Annotated in this window: 13 protein-coding genes; 2 read left to right on the top strand and 11 right to left on the bottom strand. The window is 71.7% G+C overall.

What is annotated here, in order from left to right; all coding sequences use genetic code 11:
* Window positions 1-25 precede the first annotated feature (25 nt).
* The 4 genes from ACS04_RS33150 to ACS04_RS33135 form a co-directional block, all read right to left on the bottom strand.
* A complete protein-coding gene (locus ACS04_RS33150; RefSeq protein WP_078613336.1) occupies window positions 26-445 on the bottom strand; it encodes a hypothetical protein in 420 nt (139 codons plus the stop codon).
* Between the two features lie 61 nt (window positions 446-506).
* Window positions 507-1,634 carry a glutamate 5-kinase gene (proB, locus tag ACS04_RS33145; RefSeq protein WP_078865619.1) on the bottom strand — a complete coding sequence of 376 codons (1,128 nt, stop codon included), beginning with the start codon at window positions 1,632-1,634 and terminating at the stop codon, window positions 507-509.
* Window positions 1,635-1,723: 89 nt separating this feature from the next.
* Complete coding sequence (locus ACS04_RS33140) at window positions 1,724-2,146, bottom strand: GtrA family protein (RefSeq protein WP_048480579.1); 423 nt, start codon at window positions 2,144-2,146, stop codon at window positions 1,724-1,726.
* A gap of 3 nt (window positions 2,147-2,149) precedes the next feature.
* On the bottom strand, window positions 2,150-3,181 hold the full coding sequence (locus ACS04_RS33135) for a glycosyltransferase family 2 protein (RefSeq protein WP_048480578.1): 1,032 nt from the start codon (window positions 3,179-3,181) through the stop codon (window positions 2,150-2,152).
* A 158-nt stretch (window positions 3,182-3,339) separates the two neighbouring features.
* On the opposite strand from ACS04_RS33135, the gene ACS04_RS33130 reads away from it, so the two are divergent.
* Both ACS04_RS33130 and ACS04_RS33125 read left to right on the top strand, forming a co-directional pair.
* Complete coding sequence (locus ACS04_RS33130) at window positions 3,340-6,222, top strand: bifunctional glycosyltransferase/CDP-glycerol:glycerophosphate glycerophosphotransferase (RefSeq protein ID WP_048480577.1); 2,883 nt, start codon at window positions 3,340-3,342, stop codon at window positions 6,220-6,222.
* Complete coding sequence (locus tag ACS04_RS33125) at window positions 6,219-7,367, top strand: glycosyltransferase (RefSeq protein ID WP_048480576.1); 1,149 nt, start codon at window positions 6,219-6,221, stop codon at window positions 7,365-7,367. The genes ACS04_RS33130 and ACS04_RS33125 overlap by 4 nt, the downstream gene beginning before the upstream one ends.
* A gap of 126 nt (window positions 7,368-7,493) precedes the next feature.
* Here the strand turns inward: ACS04_RS33125 and galE are convergent, their stop codons facing one another.
* From galE to ACS04_RS33090, 7 genes are all read right to left on the bottom strand, one after another.
* Complete coding sequence (gene galE, locus ACS04_RS33120; protein ID WP_048480575.1) at window positions 7,494-8,495, bottom strand: UDP-glucose 4-epimerase GalE; 1,002 nt, start codon at window positions 8,493-8,495, stop codon at window positions 7,494-7,496.
* Between the two features lie 79 nt (window positions 8,496-8,574).
* On the bottom strand, window positions 8,575-10,194 hold the full coding sequence (locus ACS04_RS33115) for a glycosyltransferase family 2 protein (RefSeq protein ID WP_048480574.1): 1,620 nt from the start codon (window positions 10,192-10,194) through the stop codon (window positions 8,575-8,577).
* Between the two features lie 77 nt (window positions 10,195-10,271).
* Window positions 10,272-11,717 carry a GTPase ObgE gene (gene obgE, locus ACS04_RS33110; RefSeq protein WP_048480573.1) on the bottom strand — a complete coding sequence of 482 codons (1,446 nt, stop codon included), beginning with the start codon at window positions 11,715-11,717 and terminating at the stop codon, window positions 10,272-10,274.
* 169 nt (window positions 11,718-11,886) lie between these two features.
* Window positions 11,887-12,141, bottom strand: coding sequence for a 50S ribosomal protein L27 (rpmA, locus tag ACS04_RS33105; protein WP_048480572.1), 255 nt, complete (start codon window positions 12,139-12,141; stop codon window positions 11,887-11,889).
* A gap of 13 nt (window positions 12,142-12,154) precedes the next feature.
* Window positions 12,155-12,475: a 50S ribosomal protein L21 gene (rplU, locus tag ACS04_RS33100; protein WP_030715748.1), complete on the bottom strand. Its 321-nt coding sequence runs from the start codon at window positions 12,473-12,475 to the stop codon at window positions 12,155-12,157.
* Between the two features lie 205 nt (window positions 12,476-12,680).
* On the bottom strand, window positions 12,681-13,265 hold the full coding sequence (locus ACS04_RS35920) for a barstar family protein (protein WP_245236679.1): 585 nt from the start codon (window positions 13,263-13,265) through the stop codon (window positions 12,681-12,683).
* 113 nt (window positions 13,266-13,378) lie between these two features.
* On the bottom strand, window positions 13,379-16,796 hold a 3,418-nt coding region (locus ACS04_RS33090), incomplete at its 5' end, for an Rne/Rng family ribonuclease (protein WP_048480571.1).

Here is a 16,796-nt window from a genome sequence, read left to right as displayed (position 1 = left end):
CGCGCGCCGGGTACGGATGCACGCCCTAGTACGGGTGCACGCCCACCGGGTGCGCCGGGGGCGGGCCGTAGCCCTCCGCGACTCGGAGGTGGTACGTCGCGCGGTCGATGACCTCCAGGCCGACGATCTCCCAGGGCGGGAGCTGCGCCGAGGAGCGGTGTTCGCCCCACAGCCGCAGGGCGACGGCCGCGGCGTCGTGGAGGTCGCGGGCCTCCTCCCAGTACCGGATCTCCGCGTGGTCGTCGGCGTACCGGCTGGTCAGCAGGAAGGGGTGGTCGTGCGCCAGCTGCTCCAGGCCGCGCCGCACCTCCGACAGCGGCGCCGGCTTGCCGGAGACGCTCAGGGTGACGTGCCAGAGACGGGAGGCCTCGTCCTGCTCGCCGTCCCCGCCGCCGCTGATGCTGGTCAGCGCTCGTCTCACCAGCCCGCCTCCTGTCTGCGCCATCCCTGTCCGCCCTTCACAGTTGACCAGTCCCCGGCCCGCCGCGCGGCGGTTTTACCGAACCTCAGCCCTCCAGCAGGACCAGATCGTCGCGGTGTACGACCTCGCGCTCGTACTCCGGGCCGAGTTCCTTCGCCAGCTCCCGGGTGGAGCGGCCCAGCAGCTGCGGGAGTTCCTTGGCGTCGAAGTTGACCAGCCCGCGGGCCACGGCGCGGCCGTCGGGCCCGCGCAGCTCCACCGGGTCCCCGGCGACGAAATCGCCCTCGACGGCCGCGATCCCGGCGGGCAGCAGGGAGCTGCCGCGCTCGGTGACCGCGCGTACGGCGCCCTCGTCCAGGACCAGGTGCCCCTGCGGGGCCGACGCGTGCTGGAGCCAGAGCAGCCGGTCCGCCGAGCGGCGGCCGGTGGCGTGGAAGTGCGTACCGGTGAGCCGGCCCGCGAGGGCGTCGGCCGCCTGGCTCGCCGAGGTGAGGACGACCGGGATGCCGGCCGCGGCCGCGATCCGCGCCGCCTCGACCTTGGTGACCATGCCGCCGGTGCCGACGCCCGCCTTGCCCGCGCTGCCGATCGAGACGTGCGCGATGTCCTCGGGGCCGCGCACCTCGTCGATGCGGGTGGTGCCGGGCAGCGAGGGGTCGCCGTCGTAGAGCCCGTCCACATCGGACAGGAGAACGAGGAGGTCGGCGCGGACCAGGTGGGCGACGAGGGCGGCGAGCCGGTCGTTGTCGCCGAAGCGGATCTCGTCCGTGGCGACGGTGTCGTTCTCGTTGACCACCGGCAGGGCTCCCATGGCGAGGAGCTGGTCCAGGGTCCGGTACGCGTTGCGGTAGTGGGCACGGCGGCTGGTGTCGTTGCTGGTCAGCAGCACCTGCCCGACGCGGACCCCGTACCGCGCGAAGGAAGCGGTGTAGCGGGCGACCAGCAGACCCTGCCCGACGCTGGCGGCTGCCTGCTGCCGGGCCAGGTCGGTCGGGCGGCGGCGCAGGCCGAGCGGGGAGAGCCCGGCGGCGATGGCTCCGCTGGAGACGAGGACGATCTCCTTCTCGCCGCCGCTGCGCGCCTTGGCCAGTACGTCGACCAGGGCGTCGACCCGGTCCGCGTCGAGTCCGCCCGCCGCGGTGGTCAGGGAGGAGGAGCCGACCTTGACCACGATCCTGCGGGCGTCCACGACACCTTGCCTAGCCGCTGACACGTCTGTCCCCTTGCCCCTTGCCGGTACGTCTGCCACCTCAATCTACGGGGTGGTGCGGCGCGCCCGCGCAGGGGTTTCGGACGGTGGACTCAGGCCCCGGAACCGCTGCGGGCCGGCTCGGGGTCGTCGGCCCCGGCGGCCGCGCCCGGGACGAGGATCTTGCGCGAGAGCAGGAAGGTGAAGGGGATGGCCACCACGGCGGCGACGAGCGGGGCGATCCGGGTGTCGAGCCCGGCCCAGGTCACCAGGGCGTAGAGCCCGGCGGACTGGATCACGTAGTTCGTGATGTTCGTCAGCGGGAAGAGGAGGAATTTCTTCCAGGTGGGCCTGGTCCGGTAGGTGAAGTACGTGTTCATGAAGAACGAGCCGACCATCGCCAGCAGGAAGGCGAGGGTGTAGGCGAGGAAGTACGGCATCCACGGGTGCAGCAGCAGGTAGATGACGAAGAAGGTGCCGGTGTTGACGGCTCCGACGAGGCCGAAGCGGAGGATCTGGCCGAGCTGGCTGCGCATGGTTCAGCGCACCTCGTGCTCGGCCGGGACCGTCCGGCGCGAGGCGGACAGGCCGCCCCGCTCGCGGGCGTCGGCCCGGACCCCGGCGGCGTCGGGGCGGGCCTGCGGGTCCGCGCCGTGCGCCTCCTTCACCAGGAAGTGCGGGCGGCGCTTGGTCTCGTAGTAGATGCGGCCGATGTACTCGCCGATCAGGCCCAGCATGATCATCTGGACGCCGCCGATGCCGGTGATGATCGCGACGAGGGTGACGTAACCGGGGGCGGTGACCCCGTTGGTCATGGCCATGACGGCGATGTACACGGCGTACAGGACGGTGAGCGCGACCAGCGACACGCCCGCCCAGATCCCGATGCGCAGCGGCCGGTTGTTGAAGGAGATCAGCCCGTCCATGGCGTAGTTCAGCAGCGCGCCGAACTTCCACTTCGTCTCGCCGGCCTCGCGCTGCGCGTTGCGGTAGTCGAAGTGGACGGTGTCGAAGCCGATCCAGGAGAAGAGGCCCTTGGAGAAGCGGTTGTACTCCGGCAGCGACAGCAGCGCGTCCACGGCCGGCCGGGACAGCATGCGGAAATCGCCGACGCCGTCGGTGAGCTCCACGTCGACCCAGCGGTTGACCCCGCGGTAGTAGAGGCGGCTGAGGACGGAGCGGACCTTCTTGTCGCCCTCGCGGGTCCGGCGGGCGATGATCTGGTCGTGGCCCTGCCGGTGGTAGTCGAGCATGGTGGCGATGAGCTCCGGCGGGTGCTGGAGGTCGGCGTCCATGATCACGACCGCGTCGCCGGTGGCCTCGCGCAGGCCCGCGAGCATGCCCGCCTCCTTGCCGAAGTTGCGGCTGAAGGAGACGTACCGGGTCCGGTCCCCGTGCTCGGAGGCGATCTTGCGAAGCTTGGCGAGGGTGCCGTCACGGCTGCCGTCGTCGACGTAGCAGACCTCGTACTCGACGGGCAGGGAGTCCAGGACCCTGCGGATCTCCAGGTCGAAGCTGTCGATCACGGCTTCTTCGTTGTAGCAAGGGACTACTACGGACAGCTTCGTCATGAACACTTCCTGCTGGGTCCGAACGGGTGATTGTCGGCGACCGGACCCGCCACACACCTCTTCCTTAGAAGTATGCACGCCGAGGGTCGGCCTGCCGGATCCGAGCGCGGCACACGGTAGCTTTGACGGGTTAAGCGGAATGGAACAAAGGGATCGAGGTGCACGTGCCTGACGTCTCCGTGGTCGTCATCGTCTACAACGACGCAGAGCGTCTGCCGACAGCCGTCCAGTCGGTTTTGGACCAAACCCTGCACGGGGTCGAAGTCGTGATCGTCGACGACTGCAGCAAGGACCGGTCGTACGCGATCGCCCAGGAGCTCGAAGCCGCGCACCCGGGCAGAGTGCGCGCCTTCCGGCTGCCTGAGAACAGCGGCGGCTGCGGCGCCCCGCGCAACCACGGCATCCGGCAGGCCACCGGCACGTACGTCATGTTCCTGGACAGCGACGACGTGCTGGAGCGGAACGCCTGCCGCAACATGCTGGCCGCGGCCGAGCGGACCGGTTCCGACCTGGTCTCCGGGATGTGCGTGCGCGTGCACCTCGACAACCGGTGGGGCAAGACCACCGAGTGGTACCCGTGGATCTACTCGCGCACCCGCACGCTGGAGTCGATCACCGAGGACCCGGACCTGCTGGTCTACGACACCCTCTCCACGAACAAGTGCTACCGGCGCGCGTTCCTCCTGGAGCAGGGCCTGGAGTTCCCGGTCGGCATCCACTACGAGGACCTGCTCTTCTCCGCGCAGGCCTACGTGGCCGCCCGCCGCATCACGCTGATCCCGAACCACGTCTACTACTGGAACGTGGTCGAGAAGGCAGCGGCGAAGTCCATCAGCAACCGGCGCCACGAGATCGCGAACTTCGTCCACCGGATGGAGATCCACCGCCGCGTCGACGAACTGCTGGCCGCCAAGGGCCACACGGACATCAAGTCCGCGAAGGACGCCAAGTTCCTCAAGCACGACCTGGTGCTGCACCTGCGCGACCTGCCCCTGCTGGGCGACGCGTACCGCCAGGAGTTCGCCCGCCTCGCCAACGGCTACCTGGCCGGCATCGACCCGGCCGCGTACGAGAACGTCACGTACCTCCAGGCGATCTGCGCCTACCTGCTCGGCAAGGAGGACTGGGACAACCTGATCCCGGCCGCCGACGCCATGACCAACAAGGGCCGGCTCACCTCCCCGCTCGCCGAGCGCGACGGCCGCGTCTACTGGTGCGCAGCGCACATCGACGACGAGACCGACGGCGCCGAGGCCCGACGGATACTGGACGTCACCGACCAGGGCTTCCACACCGCGCCGCTCTCCTCCCTCGCGCTGGGAAACCGGCTGACCTCGTACGAGGACGACGGGCGCGGCACGGTCACGCTCTCGGGCGCCGTGGTCAACCCGCTGGGCCGGATCAGCCCGGAAGCGGAGCTGAAGGCCACGCTGGAGTTCCGCGCGCGCCGTCAGATCGGCGTGCGGTCGTTCAGCTTCCCGGTGGCAACCGTGCGGCACGCCGGTGACACGATCGAGTGGACCGCCACGGCCGACATCGCCGGCACCGTCCGCCCCCTCGGCATCATCGACGCCGTCTGGGACGTCCGCCTGAAGCTGACCGCCGGCCGCACCCGCCTCACCACCCGCGTCTCCGTCGGCGGGGTCGACATGGAGTCGGCCGCCCGCCTGCGGGTGCGCCCGCGCCTGACCCGGCTGGTCTCCGACCGTTTCGCGCCGGAGGTCACCAAGAAGGGGAACCTCTCCTACGTCCTGACCGCCCAGGGCGCCGCCGCCGTGCGCACGCAGACGCTGATCAGCAGCGCGATGCACGGCAAGGCCGCCGGCGTGGTCAAGCGGGGGCTGCGCAAGGCCCTGCGGGCCCGCCGCAACCTCGGCTCGGGCGAGCAGAAGGTGAAGGTCTACCACGAGGTCTTCTCGAAGCTGCCGGTCAAGAAGGGCACGGTCGTCTTCGAGAGCCACATGGGCAAGCAGTACAGCGACAGCCCGAAGGCGATCTACGAGGAGATGGTCCGCCAAGGCGTCCCGTTCGAGGCGATCTGGTCGTACGCGGGCGGCAAGCCCACCGGCTTCCCCAAGGAGGCCACCCTGGTGCGCCGCTGGAGCTGGCCGTACCTGCGCGCGCTGGCTCAGGCGGAGTTCTGGGTCGACAACCAGGGCTTCCCCCTGGCCCTGGCCAAGCGCGAGGGAACCACGTACATCCAGACCTGGCACGGCTCCGCGCTCAAGCGCATGGGCTTCCACGAGCCCCGGACCAAGGCCCAGGGCAAGGCCGGCCAGGACCGCTTCCAGGCGGCCGTCAACCGCTTCGACCACTTCCTGATCCGCTCCGAGCACGACGCCCGCACCCTCGCCAAGGGCTTCCGGCTGCGCGACGAGGTGCTGCTGCGCACCGGCTACCCGCGCAACGACGCCCTGGTCGAGGCGCACCGCGCCGAGGCCCAGAGCGGGGAGCGGGTGCGCGGGCCGCTCGCGGCCGAGCTCGGCATCGACCCGGAGAAGAAGGTGCTGCTGTACGCGCCGACCTTCCGGGCGACCGCGGACGGGGCGGTGGAGGGCTTCGAGTTCCCCTTCGACGTGGAGGAGTTCGCCGAGCGCCTCGGCGACCGCTTCACGCTGCTCGTGCGCACCCACTACCTCAACAGCGTCTCGCTGCCGCCATCGGTCGCGGGCCGGGTCATCGACGTGTCCCGGCACCACGACATCACCCCGCTGCTGGCACTGGCCGACGGGCTGATCACGGACTACTCGTCCGTGATGTTCGACTACTCGGTCCTGGACCGGCCGATGGTGTTCTTCGCGTACGACTACGAGAAGTACGCGACCGACATCCGCGGCACGTACTTCGACCTGAAGGAGAAGGCCCCCGGCCCGGTGGTCGCCACGGCCGACGAACTCCTCCAGGCGCTGGCCGCCTTCGACGAGGCGGACGCCAAGTACGCCGAGGCCCGGCAGCGTTTCCTCACCGAGTTCGGCGAGTACGACCGCGGGGACGCCGCCCGCCAGATCGTCGAGAAGTTCTTCACCGGGAGCGGCAAGTGAGCCGGGACATCTTCATCGTCTCCAACAGCGTCGACGAGCTCGGCGGCGTGACGACCTGGTCGCACCAGATGGCCAGGCTGTTCACCGACCGCGGGCACCGGGTGCACATCGTCGGCATCGCCCCGGTCGCCGAGGAGATCCGGCAGAAGCTGCCGCAGGACCTGCCGTACGCGATGACCACCCTGTACGACACCCACCCGCCGAAGGCGCGCAGCCTGCGCGGGATCAAGGGCCGGCTCAACGCCCCCGAGCGGCGCCGCCAGGCTGCGCGGCGGGCGCAGATGCGGGCCAAGGCGGAGAAGCTGAACGAGCTGCTGCGCGCGGCCGCCCCCGGGGCCGTCGTGATCGTCACGCAGGTCTGGGCGATGGAGTGGGTGGCACTCGCCGACACCAAGGGGCTCAGCGTCATCGGCATGAGCCACGAGTCGTTCGAGGCCAGCCAGAAGTCCACCCGCGGCGAGCGGGTCCGCCGCCACTACCCCGAGGTCGACCGGCTGCTGGTGCTGACCCCGGAGGACGCGGACCTGTGGATCCGGGCCGGCATGGAGAACGTGGACAGCATGCCGAACCCGCTGCCGTTCATGCCGGACTCCCCCGCGCCCCGCACCGGGAAGGTCGTCGCCAGCGTCGGCCGCCTCGCCTTCGAGAAGGGCATGGACCTGCTGCTCGACGCGTGGGCGGACGCCTCCCCGCACCACCCCGACTGGGTCCTGCGGATCTACGGGGCGGGCGTGGAGGAGCCGGCGCTGCGGGCGCACGCCGCGGCCCTCGGGCTGGGCGACTCCGTGGAGTGGATGGGCAGCACCGACGACGTGCTGGGCGCGCTGCGCGGGGCCTCGGTCTTCGCGCAGGCCTCGCGGGCGGAGGGCTTCCCGATCACGCTGCTGGAGGCGATGGCCGCGGGCGTGCCGGTGGCCGCGTTCGACTGCGCGCCGGGCGTACGGGAGATCGTCGAGCACGGCGAGGACGGGCTGCTGGCCCGGCTGGGCAACACGATGGAGCTCGCCGGGCACCTCGACGTGCTGATGGCGGACCGCGAACTGCGCGACCGGCTGGGCGACAACGCCTTCCGCAACGTGCGGCGGTACTCCAGCACCGAGATCACCGACCGCTGGGAAGAGCTGTTCGCGTTCCTGGAGCGCTGAGCCCCGGAACGCTGAGCCCTGCAGTGCCGAGCCCTGCAGGGCTGAGCAGCCGTACGGCATGAAGCCGCCCGCCCCGGACGCATTCCGGGGCGGGCGGCTTCATGTCGTCCTGCGCGGGGTGCGGGCTCAGCGCGCGACGTGCGGCAGTTCGCCCTTGCGATTGGCCTCCCAGCCCTCCCAGGCCGAGGTGATCATCTCGCGGACGTCGTGCCTGGCCTTCCAGCCCAGCTCCGCGGCGATCTTGTCGGCCGAGGCCACGACCTTCGCCGGGTCACCGGGGCGGCGCGGCACGACGACGGGCTCGTACGTGTGCCCGGTGCCCTCGTTCAGCAGCTGCGCCATCTCCCGAACGGAGACGCCCTCGCCGCGGCCGATGTTGACGGTGAGGTCCCTGTGGTCGCCGGTCGCGCCCCACTCGACGAGCTTGCGGGCCGCCGCCACGTGGGCCTCGGCCAGGTCCTCGACGTGGATGTAGTCGCGGATGCAGGTGCCGTCCGGGGTCGGGTAGTCGTCGCCGAAGATCCGGGCGCCCTCCCCCTTGTCGAAGCGCTCGAAGACCATCGGCACCAGGTTGAAGACACCGGTGTCCGCGAGCTCGGGGGCGGCCGCGCCCGCCACGTTGAAGTAGCGCAGGCAGGCGGTGGAGATTCCGTGCGCCTTGCCCGCCGCCCGGACCAGCCACTCGCCCGCGAGCTTGGTCTCGCCGTACGGGCTCAGCGGCGCGCAGGGGGTCTCCTCGGTGACGAGCTCCACGTCGGGCATGCCGTACACGGAGGCGGAGGAGGAGAACAGGAAGTTGCGCACGCCCGCCGCGGCCACCGCGCCCAGCAGGACCTGAAGGCCCTCCACGTTCTCGTGGTAGTAGTACAGCGGCTTCTCGACGGACTCGCCGACCTGCTTCTTGCCCGCCAGGTGGACCACGCCGGTGATCTTGTAGCGCCGCAGGGTCTCGTCCAGGTTCAGCCGGTCCAGGACCGTGCCGATCACCAGCGGGACGCCCTCCGGGACGCGGTCCTCGTTGCCCGTGGAGAGGTCGTCGTAGACGACGACGCTCTCACCCGCGGCCACCATCGCGCGGACGACGTGGGAGCCGATGTAGCCGGCGCCACCAGTGATCAGAAAAGTCATGCGTATCTCCCTGGGGTCCCCGGAGCGGATCCGGGGTCCTGTCCGAAATCTCGGGCGACCTTTCGGTCGCCGCCTGTCTTCACTCCGATCCGCGGCCGGCCCGGGCCCGGTGGAGACGGTTGCGTACGAGGCTCAGCGCGCCCGCGGCACCCGGCGCGAGCCGCAGGGCCAGCGATCCCCCGCCCGTACGGAACGGCTGCGCCAGCAGAACACCGTACCTGCTGCTCGGCAGGGCGCGGCGGTGCAGGAGCCCGTCGAGGGGGCGCGGGGAGGTGACCAGGGAGCTCCCGTCGGCGAACTCCACGCCCACCTGAACCCCCCACGCCTGCATGCCGCGGCGGCCCTGGCGGCGCCCCGCCGCGGCCACGCCGGTGAGGCGGAACGGCAGTTCGGCGGTCCAGCCGTCGCCGTCGGCGGCCGCGCACAGCTCGACCGGCCGGTCCAGGACCGGCTGCCCGCCCGAGCGCGGCACGAAGCTCAGCCGGACCGTGCGCGGTCCGGCCTCGGCGAGACGCCCGTACAGCTCGCGCACCCGCACCCGCAGCCGGCCGGCGCCGACCGGTTCGGCGTCGACGCTGACGGGCAAGTCGGCCATCGCGAGCCCGGCCAGCCCGTCGAGGACCACCGGGAGCTCCTCGCTCCACACGGGCTGCCCGCCGGGGCCGGTGGCGTACGGGGGCAGCAGCCGGGGCGGCTCGGCGGCGAAGCGGGTGAGCCGCTCGACGTCGGCGGGCGGGGTCGCGGTGGCCCGCAGCAGCCGGACGATCCAGCGGGCGCGCTCCCCGGCGGCCTCCACGGCGGCCTCGTCGAAACCGGTGAGGTAATCGCGGGTCAGCGTCCACCAAGCGGCCTGGTACTCGGGGTCCTTGCCGAGCTCGCGCAGATACATGCGCAGGTCGTACTCCAGGAACTTCACCTGGCAGGCGAGGCCCAGCTCCGGGGAGGATGCGGTGATGATGCGGCGGGCCTCGCGGTGGGCCTCGATCCGGGAGCGCCAGTTGCCGACGTCCTTGCGGTCGAGGGAGATCGACACCTGGGCGGCGTCGCGGCGCACGTGCCAGACGTAGACGAGGTCGCCGATGACGGCGATGCGCGGGGCTGCGGCCAGGACGCGCGCGGTGAAGACGAAGTCCTCGTAGACGAACCGGCCGTCGGGGAAGCGGATCCCGTGCTTGTCGAGGAAGGCCCGCTCGTACAGCTTGTTGACGCAGAGGGTGTCGCGGACCAGCTCGGGCCGGTCGGCGGGCCGCTCGATCACGTCACCCGGGGTGTACAGCCCGGGCATCCAGGGCACGTCGTGATGGAGCGGCAACTCACGCCGTACGCACGCGCCGACGGTCACCGGCGCGCCGTGTTCCCCGGCGGCGCGCACGAGCGCGTCGGCCGCCCCCGGGGGCAGCACGTCGTCGCTGTCGAGGAAGAGGACGTACGGGGAGGTCGCCGCGGCGATCCCGTCGTTGCGCGGGGTGCCGCAGCCCCCGCTGTTCTCCGTGCGGTGCACGACCTTCAGGCGGGGGTGGACGGCGGCCAGCTCGTCCAGCACCTGCGCGGTGCCGTCGGCCGAGGCGTCGTTCACGGCGATCACCTCGGCGACGACCGGGCCCTGGGCGAGGGCCGAGGAAACGGCCTCGCCCACGAGCACGGCATCGTTGTACGCGATCACCACGACGGAAACGCTGGGAGTGTTGCTGCTGCTCACCCGGTGGATCCTAGGCGACCGGGGTAAACATCACTTCAACTCCGCCGTCCACGGAGCCACGGCGGCGGACCGGCAGGTCAGAAGGGCCGGAACTCGTCGTACTCCTTCTGCGCCGAGTCCCCGCGCTGGGCTTCCTTCTCCTTGCGGCGGGTGGTGGCCGGACGCGGGGCGTCCAGACGGTGGTCCTCGCCGCGGCGGCCCAGCATCTCGGCGCCGGCCATCACGGTCGGCTCCCAGTCGAAGACGACCGCGTTCTCGTCGGAGCCGATGGCCACGCCGTCGCCGGCGCGGGCGCCGGCCTTCTTCAGCGCGTCCTCGACACCGAGGCGGTTGAGGCGGTCGGCCAGGTAGCCCACGGCCTCGTCGTTGTTGAAGTCGGTCTGGCGGACCCAGCGCTCCGGCTTCTCGCCGCGCACCCTGTAGACGTCCTCGACCTCGTCGTAGGTGACGGTGAAGCCGGCGTCGTCCACGGCCTTCGGGCGGATGACGATGCGGGTCGCCTCCTGCTTCGGCTTGCGGGCGCGCGCCTTGGCGATGCCCTCGGCCAGGAAGTACGAGAGCTCCTTGAGGCCCGTACGGGCGACCGCGGAGACCTCGAAGACCTTGTAGCCGCGGGCCTCCAGGTCCGGACGGACCATGTCGGCGAGCTCCTGGCCGTCGGGGATGTCGACCTTGTTGAGGACGACGAGGCGCGGACGCTTCTCCAGGCCGCCGCCGTAGAGCTTGAGCTCCTCCTCGATCACGTCGAGGTCGGCGATCGGGTCGCGGTCGGACTCCAGGGTGGCGGTGTCCAGGACGTGCACGAGGACCGAGCAGCGCTCGACGTGGCGCAGGAACTCCAGGCCGAGGCCCTTGCCCTGGCTGGCGCCCGGAATCAGGCCGGGGACGTCGGCGATCGTGTAGACGGTCGAGCCGGCCGTGACGACGCCCAGGTTCGGGACGAGGGTGGTGAAGGGGTAGTCCGCGATCTTCGGCTTGGCGGAGGAGAGCACCGAGATCAGCGAGGACTTGCCGGCGCTCGGGAAGCCGACGAGGGCCACGTCCGCGACGGTCTTGAGCTCAAGGACGATGTCGCCGGTGGCGCCGGGGACGCCGAGGAGGGCGAAGCCGGGGGCCTTGCGGCGGGCGGAGGACAGCGCTGCGTTGCCGAGGCCGCCGCGGCCGCCCTCGGCGGCCACGTACGTGGTGCCCTGGCCGACGAGGTCGGCGAGGACGTTGCCCTCCTTGTCGAGGACGACGGTGCCGTCCGGCACGGGCAGGACCAGGTCCTGGCCGTCCTTGCCGGAGCGGTTGCCGCCCTCTCCGGGCTTGCCGTTGGTGGCCTTGCGGTGGGGGCTGTGGTGGTAGTCCAGCAGGGTCGTGATCGCCTGCTCCACCACCAGGATGACGTCGCCGCCACGGCCGCCGTTGCCGCCGTCGGGGCCGCCGAGCGGCTTGAACTTCTCCCGGTGAACGGAGGCGCAGCCGTGGCCCCCGTTACCCGCGGCGACGTGCAGCTCGACGCGGTCCACGAAGGTGGTCATGGTTGTTCCTCCAGATACATACGGGAATGTCCCGGGCAGGCCTAGCTGCCCATTAAAACGTGGTCTATATGACAACGCGCCGAGGGCGGACCTCTCTTCCTGGCTCGCGCCGGGAAGAGCTGAGATCCGCCCTCGGGAGGTTACGTACCGCTGATCAGCAGGAGCTGGATCAGGCGGCCGGAACGATGTTGACGACCTTGCGGCCACGGTGCGTGCCGAACTCGACGGCACCCGCCTGCAGCGCGAACAGCGTGTCGTCGCCGCCACGGCCCACGCCCGAACCGGGGTGGAAGTGGGTGCCGCGCTGGCGGACGAGGATCTCACCAGCGGAAACGACCTGACCGCCGAAGCGCTTCACGCCGAGCCGCTGAGCATTGGAATCGCGCCCGTTCCGGGTGGACGATGCGCCCTTCTTGTGTGCCATGTGTCAGTCCCTCTTACTTCGCAGCCGCGGGGATACCGGTGACCTTGATCGCCGTGTACTGCTGGCGGTGACCCTGGCGACGGCGGTAGCCGGTCTTGTTCTTGTAGCGCAGGATGTCGATCTTGGCGCCCTTGTGGTGGTCCACGATCTCGGCCGTGACCTTGATACCGGCCAGGACCCACGGGTCGCTGGTCACGGCGTCGCCGTCGACAACGAGCAGGGTCGAGAGCTCGACCGTGTCGCCAACCTTGGCAGTGGAAATCTTGTCAACCTCAACGATGTCGCCGACAGCAACCTTGTGCTGGCGACCACCGCTGCGCACGATGGCGTACACGCGGATCTCTCTCTCACTCGAGTTCGGAACCCCTGAAGCCAGCCGGCCCCGCAGAAACCCGCAGGCCGGCCTCCCCCACACCGCGCGGCGGTACGGGAGGTGAGGTGCTCAGTGGATGGCGTGCACACAGACACGCCGACGTCCCAGGTTACGGGCCGCGCTCCGATGAATCAAACCGGGTCCCGCTTGCCCTCGCCTCAGGAGGTCAAGAGGCCTTCGGGCGTCCGGCCGGGTCGGGCCGCCACACGTCGAGGTCGAGGGTCACCGTGAGGAAGTCCCCTTCCGCGCCCACGTCCAGGTCGGGGTGCTCGATCCCAGCCGCGAAATCCTCGGCACGGACCTCGTCGAGCAGGAAGACGAAGTGCTCGATCACCACCGGCTCGTCCCTGAGGTTGCCGTCCGGATCCACCTCGTTGTTCGCGCGGTCCGCCCCGAGACAGAGCATCGTCATGAACACCCTGAGGTGGTCCGCCCCCAGCAGCGCGTCGGCCCCTCGGACGACCACGACGATCCCGACCCCGCCCGTGAGGGCGTCGCCGAGGTCGTCGAGACGGTCGACCAGGGCATCCCAGTTCCAGCCGAAGGAGCCGGGATACCCGACTGCCCGGGCGAGAGCGTCACACACCGCGGCCCCGTCGACCAGGTCGCGGGCGTCCACCTCGTACACCCGGCCGCCCGTTGCGCTGAAGGCCGCCGCCTGCTCCGTGAATTCAGCCGCGCCGCGGGGCCCGAAGACGACCCAAGGGGCCACGGGGCGAGTGATGTCGAACGGCACCTTACTGCGCATCATTTCTCGTAGTCGCCGACATAGTGGGCGTGAGGGGCCGGTGGAAAAGGGCCATGCCCGGCACCGGGAGTTCGGTGCCGGGCATGGCCGGGTGGAGCGGGTCGTGCGGCGGTGGATCAGTCCTCGGCCGGGGCCGAGACGGAAGGCTGCGACTGCTGTTCGGCCGCCGCGGTCTTCTTCGTCGTCCGCTTCGCCGTGGTCTTCTTGGCGGTCGCCTTCTTGGCCACGGTCTTCTTGGCTGCGGTCGCCTTCTTGGCGGCGGTGGCCTTCTTCGCCGGGGCCTTCTTGGCAGCCGTCTTGCGGACCGCCTTCTTGGCCGGCTTCTCGGCTGCCTCGGCCTCCTCGGGGGCCTCCGTCGCCTCGGCCGGGGCCGGGGCGGCCTCGGGCTCGGCCGAGGCGGCCTCGGGCTCGGCTGCGGCGGTCTCGACGACCAGGACGGCGGCCTCCGCCGCGCCGGCCGGGGAGCCGGCGGGCGCGGTGGCCTTACGGGTGGCACGGCGGCGGGGACGGGCCGGGGCGGCCTCGGCCACGACCGGGGCCTCCTCCTCGACCGGGGCCTCGGCGACCGGGGCCTCCACGGCCTCGGGCTCCGGGGCCGCCTCCACGACCGGCTCCGGCTCGGCGGCGGTCTCGGCCACCGGGGCCGGGGCCGTGGCCTTGCGGGTGGCACGGCGTCGCGTACGGCCCTTGGGCGCGGCCTCGACCGTCTCGGCGGCCTCCACGGCCTCCACGACGACCTCGGCGGCCGGCTCCAGCACCGTGTCGGCGGCCTCGGCCACCGGCTCGGCCTCGACCACCGGCTCGACGACGGCCTCGATCACCGGCTCGGCCACGGGCTCGGCCTCGCGGGCCGGCGCCGGGGCGGCAGTACCGCGCGGGGCGCCCGCCGGGGCGGTCGCCTTGCGGGTGGCGCGGCGGCGGTTGCGGCGGCCGCTCAGACCGCCGGCCGCTGCCTCCGCCTCGGCCGGGCTGCTGTAGAGCTCCTCGTCCGCGACGAACGCCGGCTCGGGCAGCGCCACCGGCGTCGCGAGTTCGGCGGCCACCTCGGCCTCGGTCTCGGTGTCGGCTTCGAGGACCTCGACGGTCTCCACGCCCTCGATCTCGTGGTCGTGCTCGTGGCCGCGGCCGCCGCGCCGCTTGGCGCGCTTGCCGTTGCCACCGCCGCCGACCGCGGTCGGCGTCTCCATGTGCACGATCACACCGCGCCCGTTGCAGTGGACACAGGTCTCGGAGAAGGACTCCAGCAGACCCTGGCCCACCCGCTTGCGGGTCATCTGGACCAGGCCCAGCGAGGTCACCTCGGCGACCTGGTGCTTCGTACGGTCGCGGCCCAGGCACTCCAGCATCCGCCGCAGGACCAGGTCGCGGTTGGACTCCAGGACCATGTCGATGAAGTCGATGACGACGATGCCGCCGAGGTCGCGCAGCCGCAGCTGGCGCACGATCTCCTCGGCCGCCTCCAGGTTGTTCCTGGTGACCGTCTCTTCGAGGTTGCCGCCCTGACCGGTGAACTTGCCGGTGTTGACGTCGATGACGATCATCGCCTCGGTCTTGTCGATCACGAGGGAACCGCCCGAGGGCAGCCACACCTTGCGGTCGAGCGCCTTGGCGAGCTGCTCGTCGATCCGGTACGTCGCGAAGACGTCGACCTCGGAGGTCCAGCGCGACAGCCGGTCGGCCAGGTCCGGGGCCACGTGGTTCACGTAGCCGTGGATGGTCTCCCAGGCAGTGTCACCGCTGACGATGACCTTCGAGAAGTCCTCGTTGAAGATGTCGCGCACGACGCGGACCGTCATGTCCGGCTCGCCGTACAGCAGGCTCGGCGAAGAGGTCGAGATCTGCTTCGCCTTCTTCTGGATGTCCTCCCACTGGGCCTGCAGACGCTCGACGTCGCGGCGCAGCTCGTCCTCGCTCGCGCCCTCGGCGGCGGTGCGCACGATGACGCCCGCGTCCTCGGGGACGATCTTCTTGAGGATGGTCTTCAGGCGCGCGCGCTCGGTGTCGGGCAGCTTGCGGCTGATGCCGGTCATCGAGCCCTCGGGCACGTAGACCAGGTAGCGGCCGGGCAGCGAGACCTGGCTGGTCAGGCGGGCGCCCTTGTGGCCGATCGGGTCCTTGGTGACCTGCACCAGGACCGACTGGCCGGACTTGAGGGCCGACTCGATGCGGCGCGGCCCGTTGGCCATGCCGAGCGCCTCGAAGTTGACCTCGCCGGCGTACAGGACGGCGTTGCGGCCCTTGCCGATGTCGATGAAGGCGGCCTCCATCGACGGCAGCACGTTCTGGACCTTGCCCAGGTAGACGTTGCCGACGTACGAGGTGGCTTCTTCCTTGTTGACGTAGTGCTCGACGAGCACGTTGTCCTCGAGGACGCCGATCTGGGTGCGCTCGCCGGACTGGCGGACCACCATGACGCGCTCGACGGCCTCGCGGCGGGCCAGGAACTCGGCCTCGGTGATGATCGGGACGCGGCGGCGGCCCTGCTCGCGGCCCTCGCGGCGGCGCTGCTTCTTCGCCTCCAGACGGGTCGAGCCCTTGATGGACTGCACCTCGTCGGACGGCTCGGCCTTCTCGCGGGCCGGGCGCGGCTCGCGGACCTTGACGACGGTGCGCACACCGTCCTCCTCGCCCGCCTCGGCGTCCGTACCGGTGTCACCGCTGCGACGGCGGCGGCGACGGCGGCGACGGCTGGAGCTGGAGCCGAGGGCCCCGTTCTCCTCGTCGTCCTCTTCGGCGGAGCCCTCTTCCTCCTCCGCCTCCTGGTCGGCGGTCTCGGCCTCTTCCTCGGCTGACTCGTCGAGGTCGGCGGCCTCACCGCGGCGACGGCGGCGGCCACCGCGACGGCGGCGGCGGGACGGGCGCTCGCCGGTCTCGTCACCCTCGTCGAACTCGGGGCTCTCCTCGTCGAGCTCGGCGGCCTCGGCCTCGTCCTCGACGCGCTCCACGTCGGCCAGCGAGACCGGCGCCGACTCGGCCGGTGCGGCCTCGGCCGCACCGCGGCCGCGGCGACGGCGGCGGCCGGCCGGCTGGGCGGCGGCGGGCGCCTGGACGGCCCCGACCTCGACTTCGAGCTCTTCCTCTTCCTCGACCTCCTCGGCCGGGGCGGCCGCGGCGGCGGCCGCGGCGGCCATGGCGGCGGTCTCCGGGGTCTGGAACATCGGCTCGGCGAAGACCGGCGCCTGGAACACGGCGACGGCGGGACGCACGGCGCGGCGGCCGCGCGCCGGGGCGGCGGACTCCTCCGCGGCGGGCTGCACCGGTGCGGCGGCCGGAGCGGCGGACGCGGTGGAGCGGGTGGCACGGCGGCGGCCGCCGCGCTTCGGGGAGTCCACGGCGTCGGCCACGGTGACGGTGGCCTTCTGCGCGGGCGCCTCGGCAGGGGACTCGGCGACCTCGGCGACGGGCGCCTCGGGGGCCGTGACGGCGCGGGTGGCACGGCGGCGGGCACGCGGCGCCGGAGCGGCGGACTCCTCGACAGCCTCGACAGGCGCGGCGACCGGGGCGGCCGGGGCAACCGGGGCGGCCTCCACGACG

This window comes from Streptomyces roseus (assembly GCF_001044425.1).
In the GTDB taxonomy this organism is placed as follows: domain Bacteria; phylum Actinomycetota; class Actinomycetes; order Streptomycetales; family Streptomycetaceae; genus Streptomyces; species Streptomyces roseus.
This window is presented reverse-complemented; position numbering and strand designations above follow the sequence as displayed.

Excerpts from the sequence above, each read along its gene's own strand:
- ACS04_RS35920 (WP_245236679.1), bottom strand. The coding sequence starts at position 13,265 with ATGATGCGCAGTAAGGTGCCGTTCGACATCACTCGCCCCGTGGCCCCT.
- ACS04_RS33135 (WP_048480578.1), bottom strand. The coding sequence starts at position 3,181 with ATGACGAAGCTGTCCGTAGTAGTCCCTTGCTACAACGAAGAAGCCGTG.
- rpmA (WP_048480572.1), bottom strand. The coding sequence starts at position 12,141 with ATGGCACACAAGAAGGGCGCATCGTCCACCCGGAACGGGCGCGATTCC.
- galE (WP_048480575.1), bottom strand. The coding sequence starts at position 8,495 with ATGACTTTTCTGATCACTGGTGGCGCCGGCTACATCGGCTCCCACGTC.
- obgE (WP_048480573.1), bottom strand. The coding sequence starts at position 11,717 with ATGACCACCTTCGTGGACCGCGTCGAGCTGCACGTCGCCGCGGGTAAC.
- ACS04_RS33150 (WP_078613336.1), bottom strand. The coding sequence starts at position 445 with ATGGCGCAGACAGGAGGCGGGCTGGTGAGACGAGCGCTGACCAGCATC.
- ACS04_RS33140 (WP_048480579.1), bottom strand. The coding sequence starts at position 2,146 with ATGCGCAGCCAGCTCGGCCAGATCCTCCGCTTCGGCCTCGTCGGAGCC.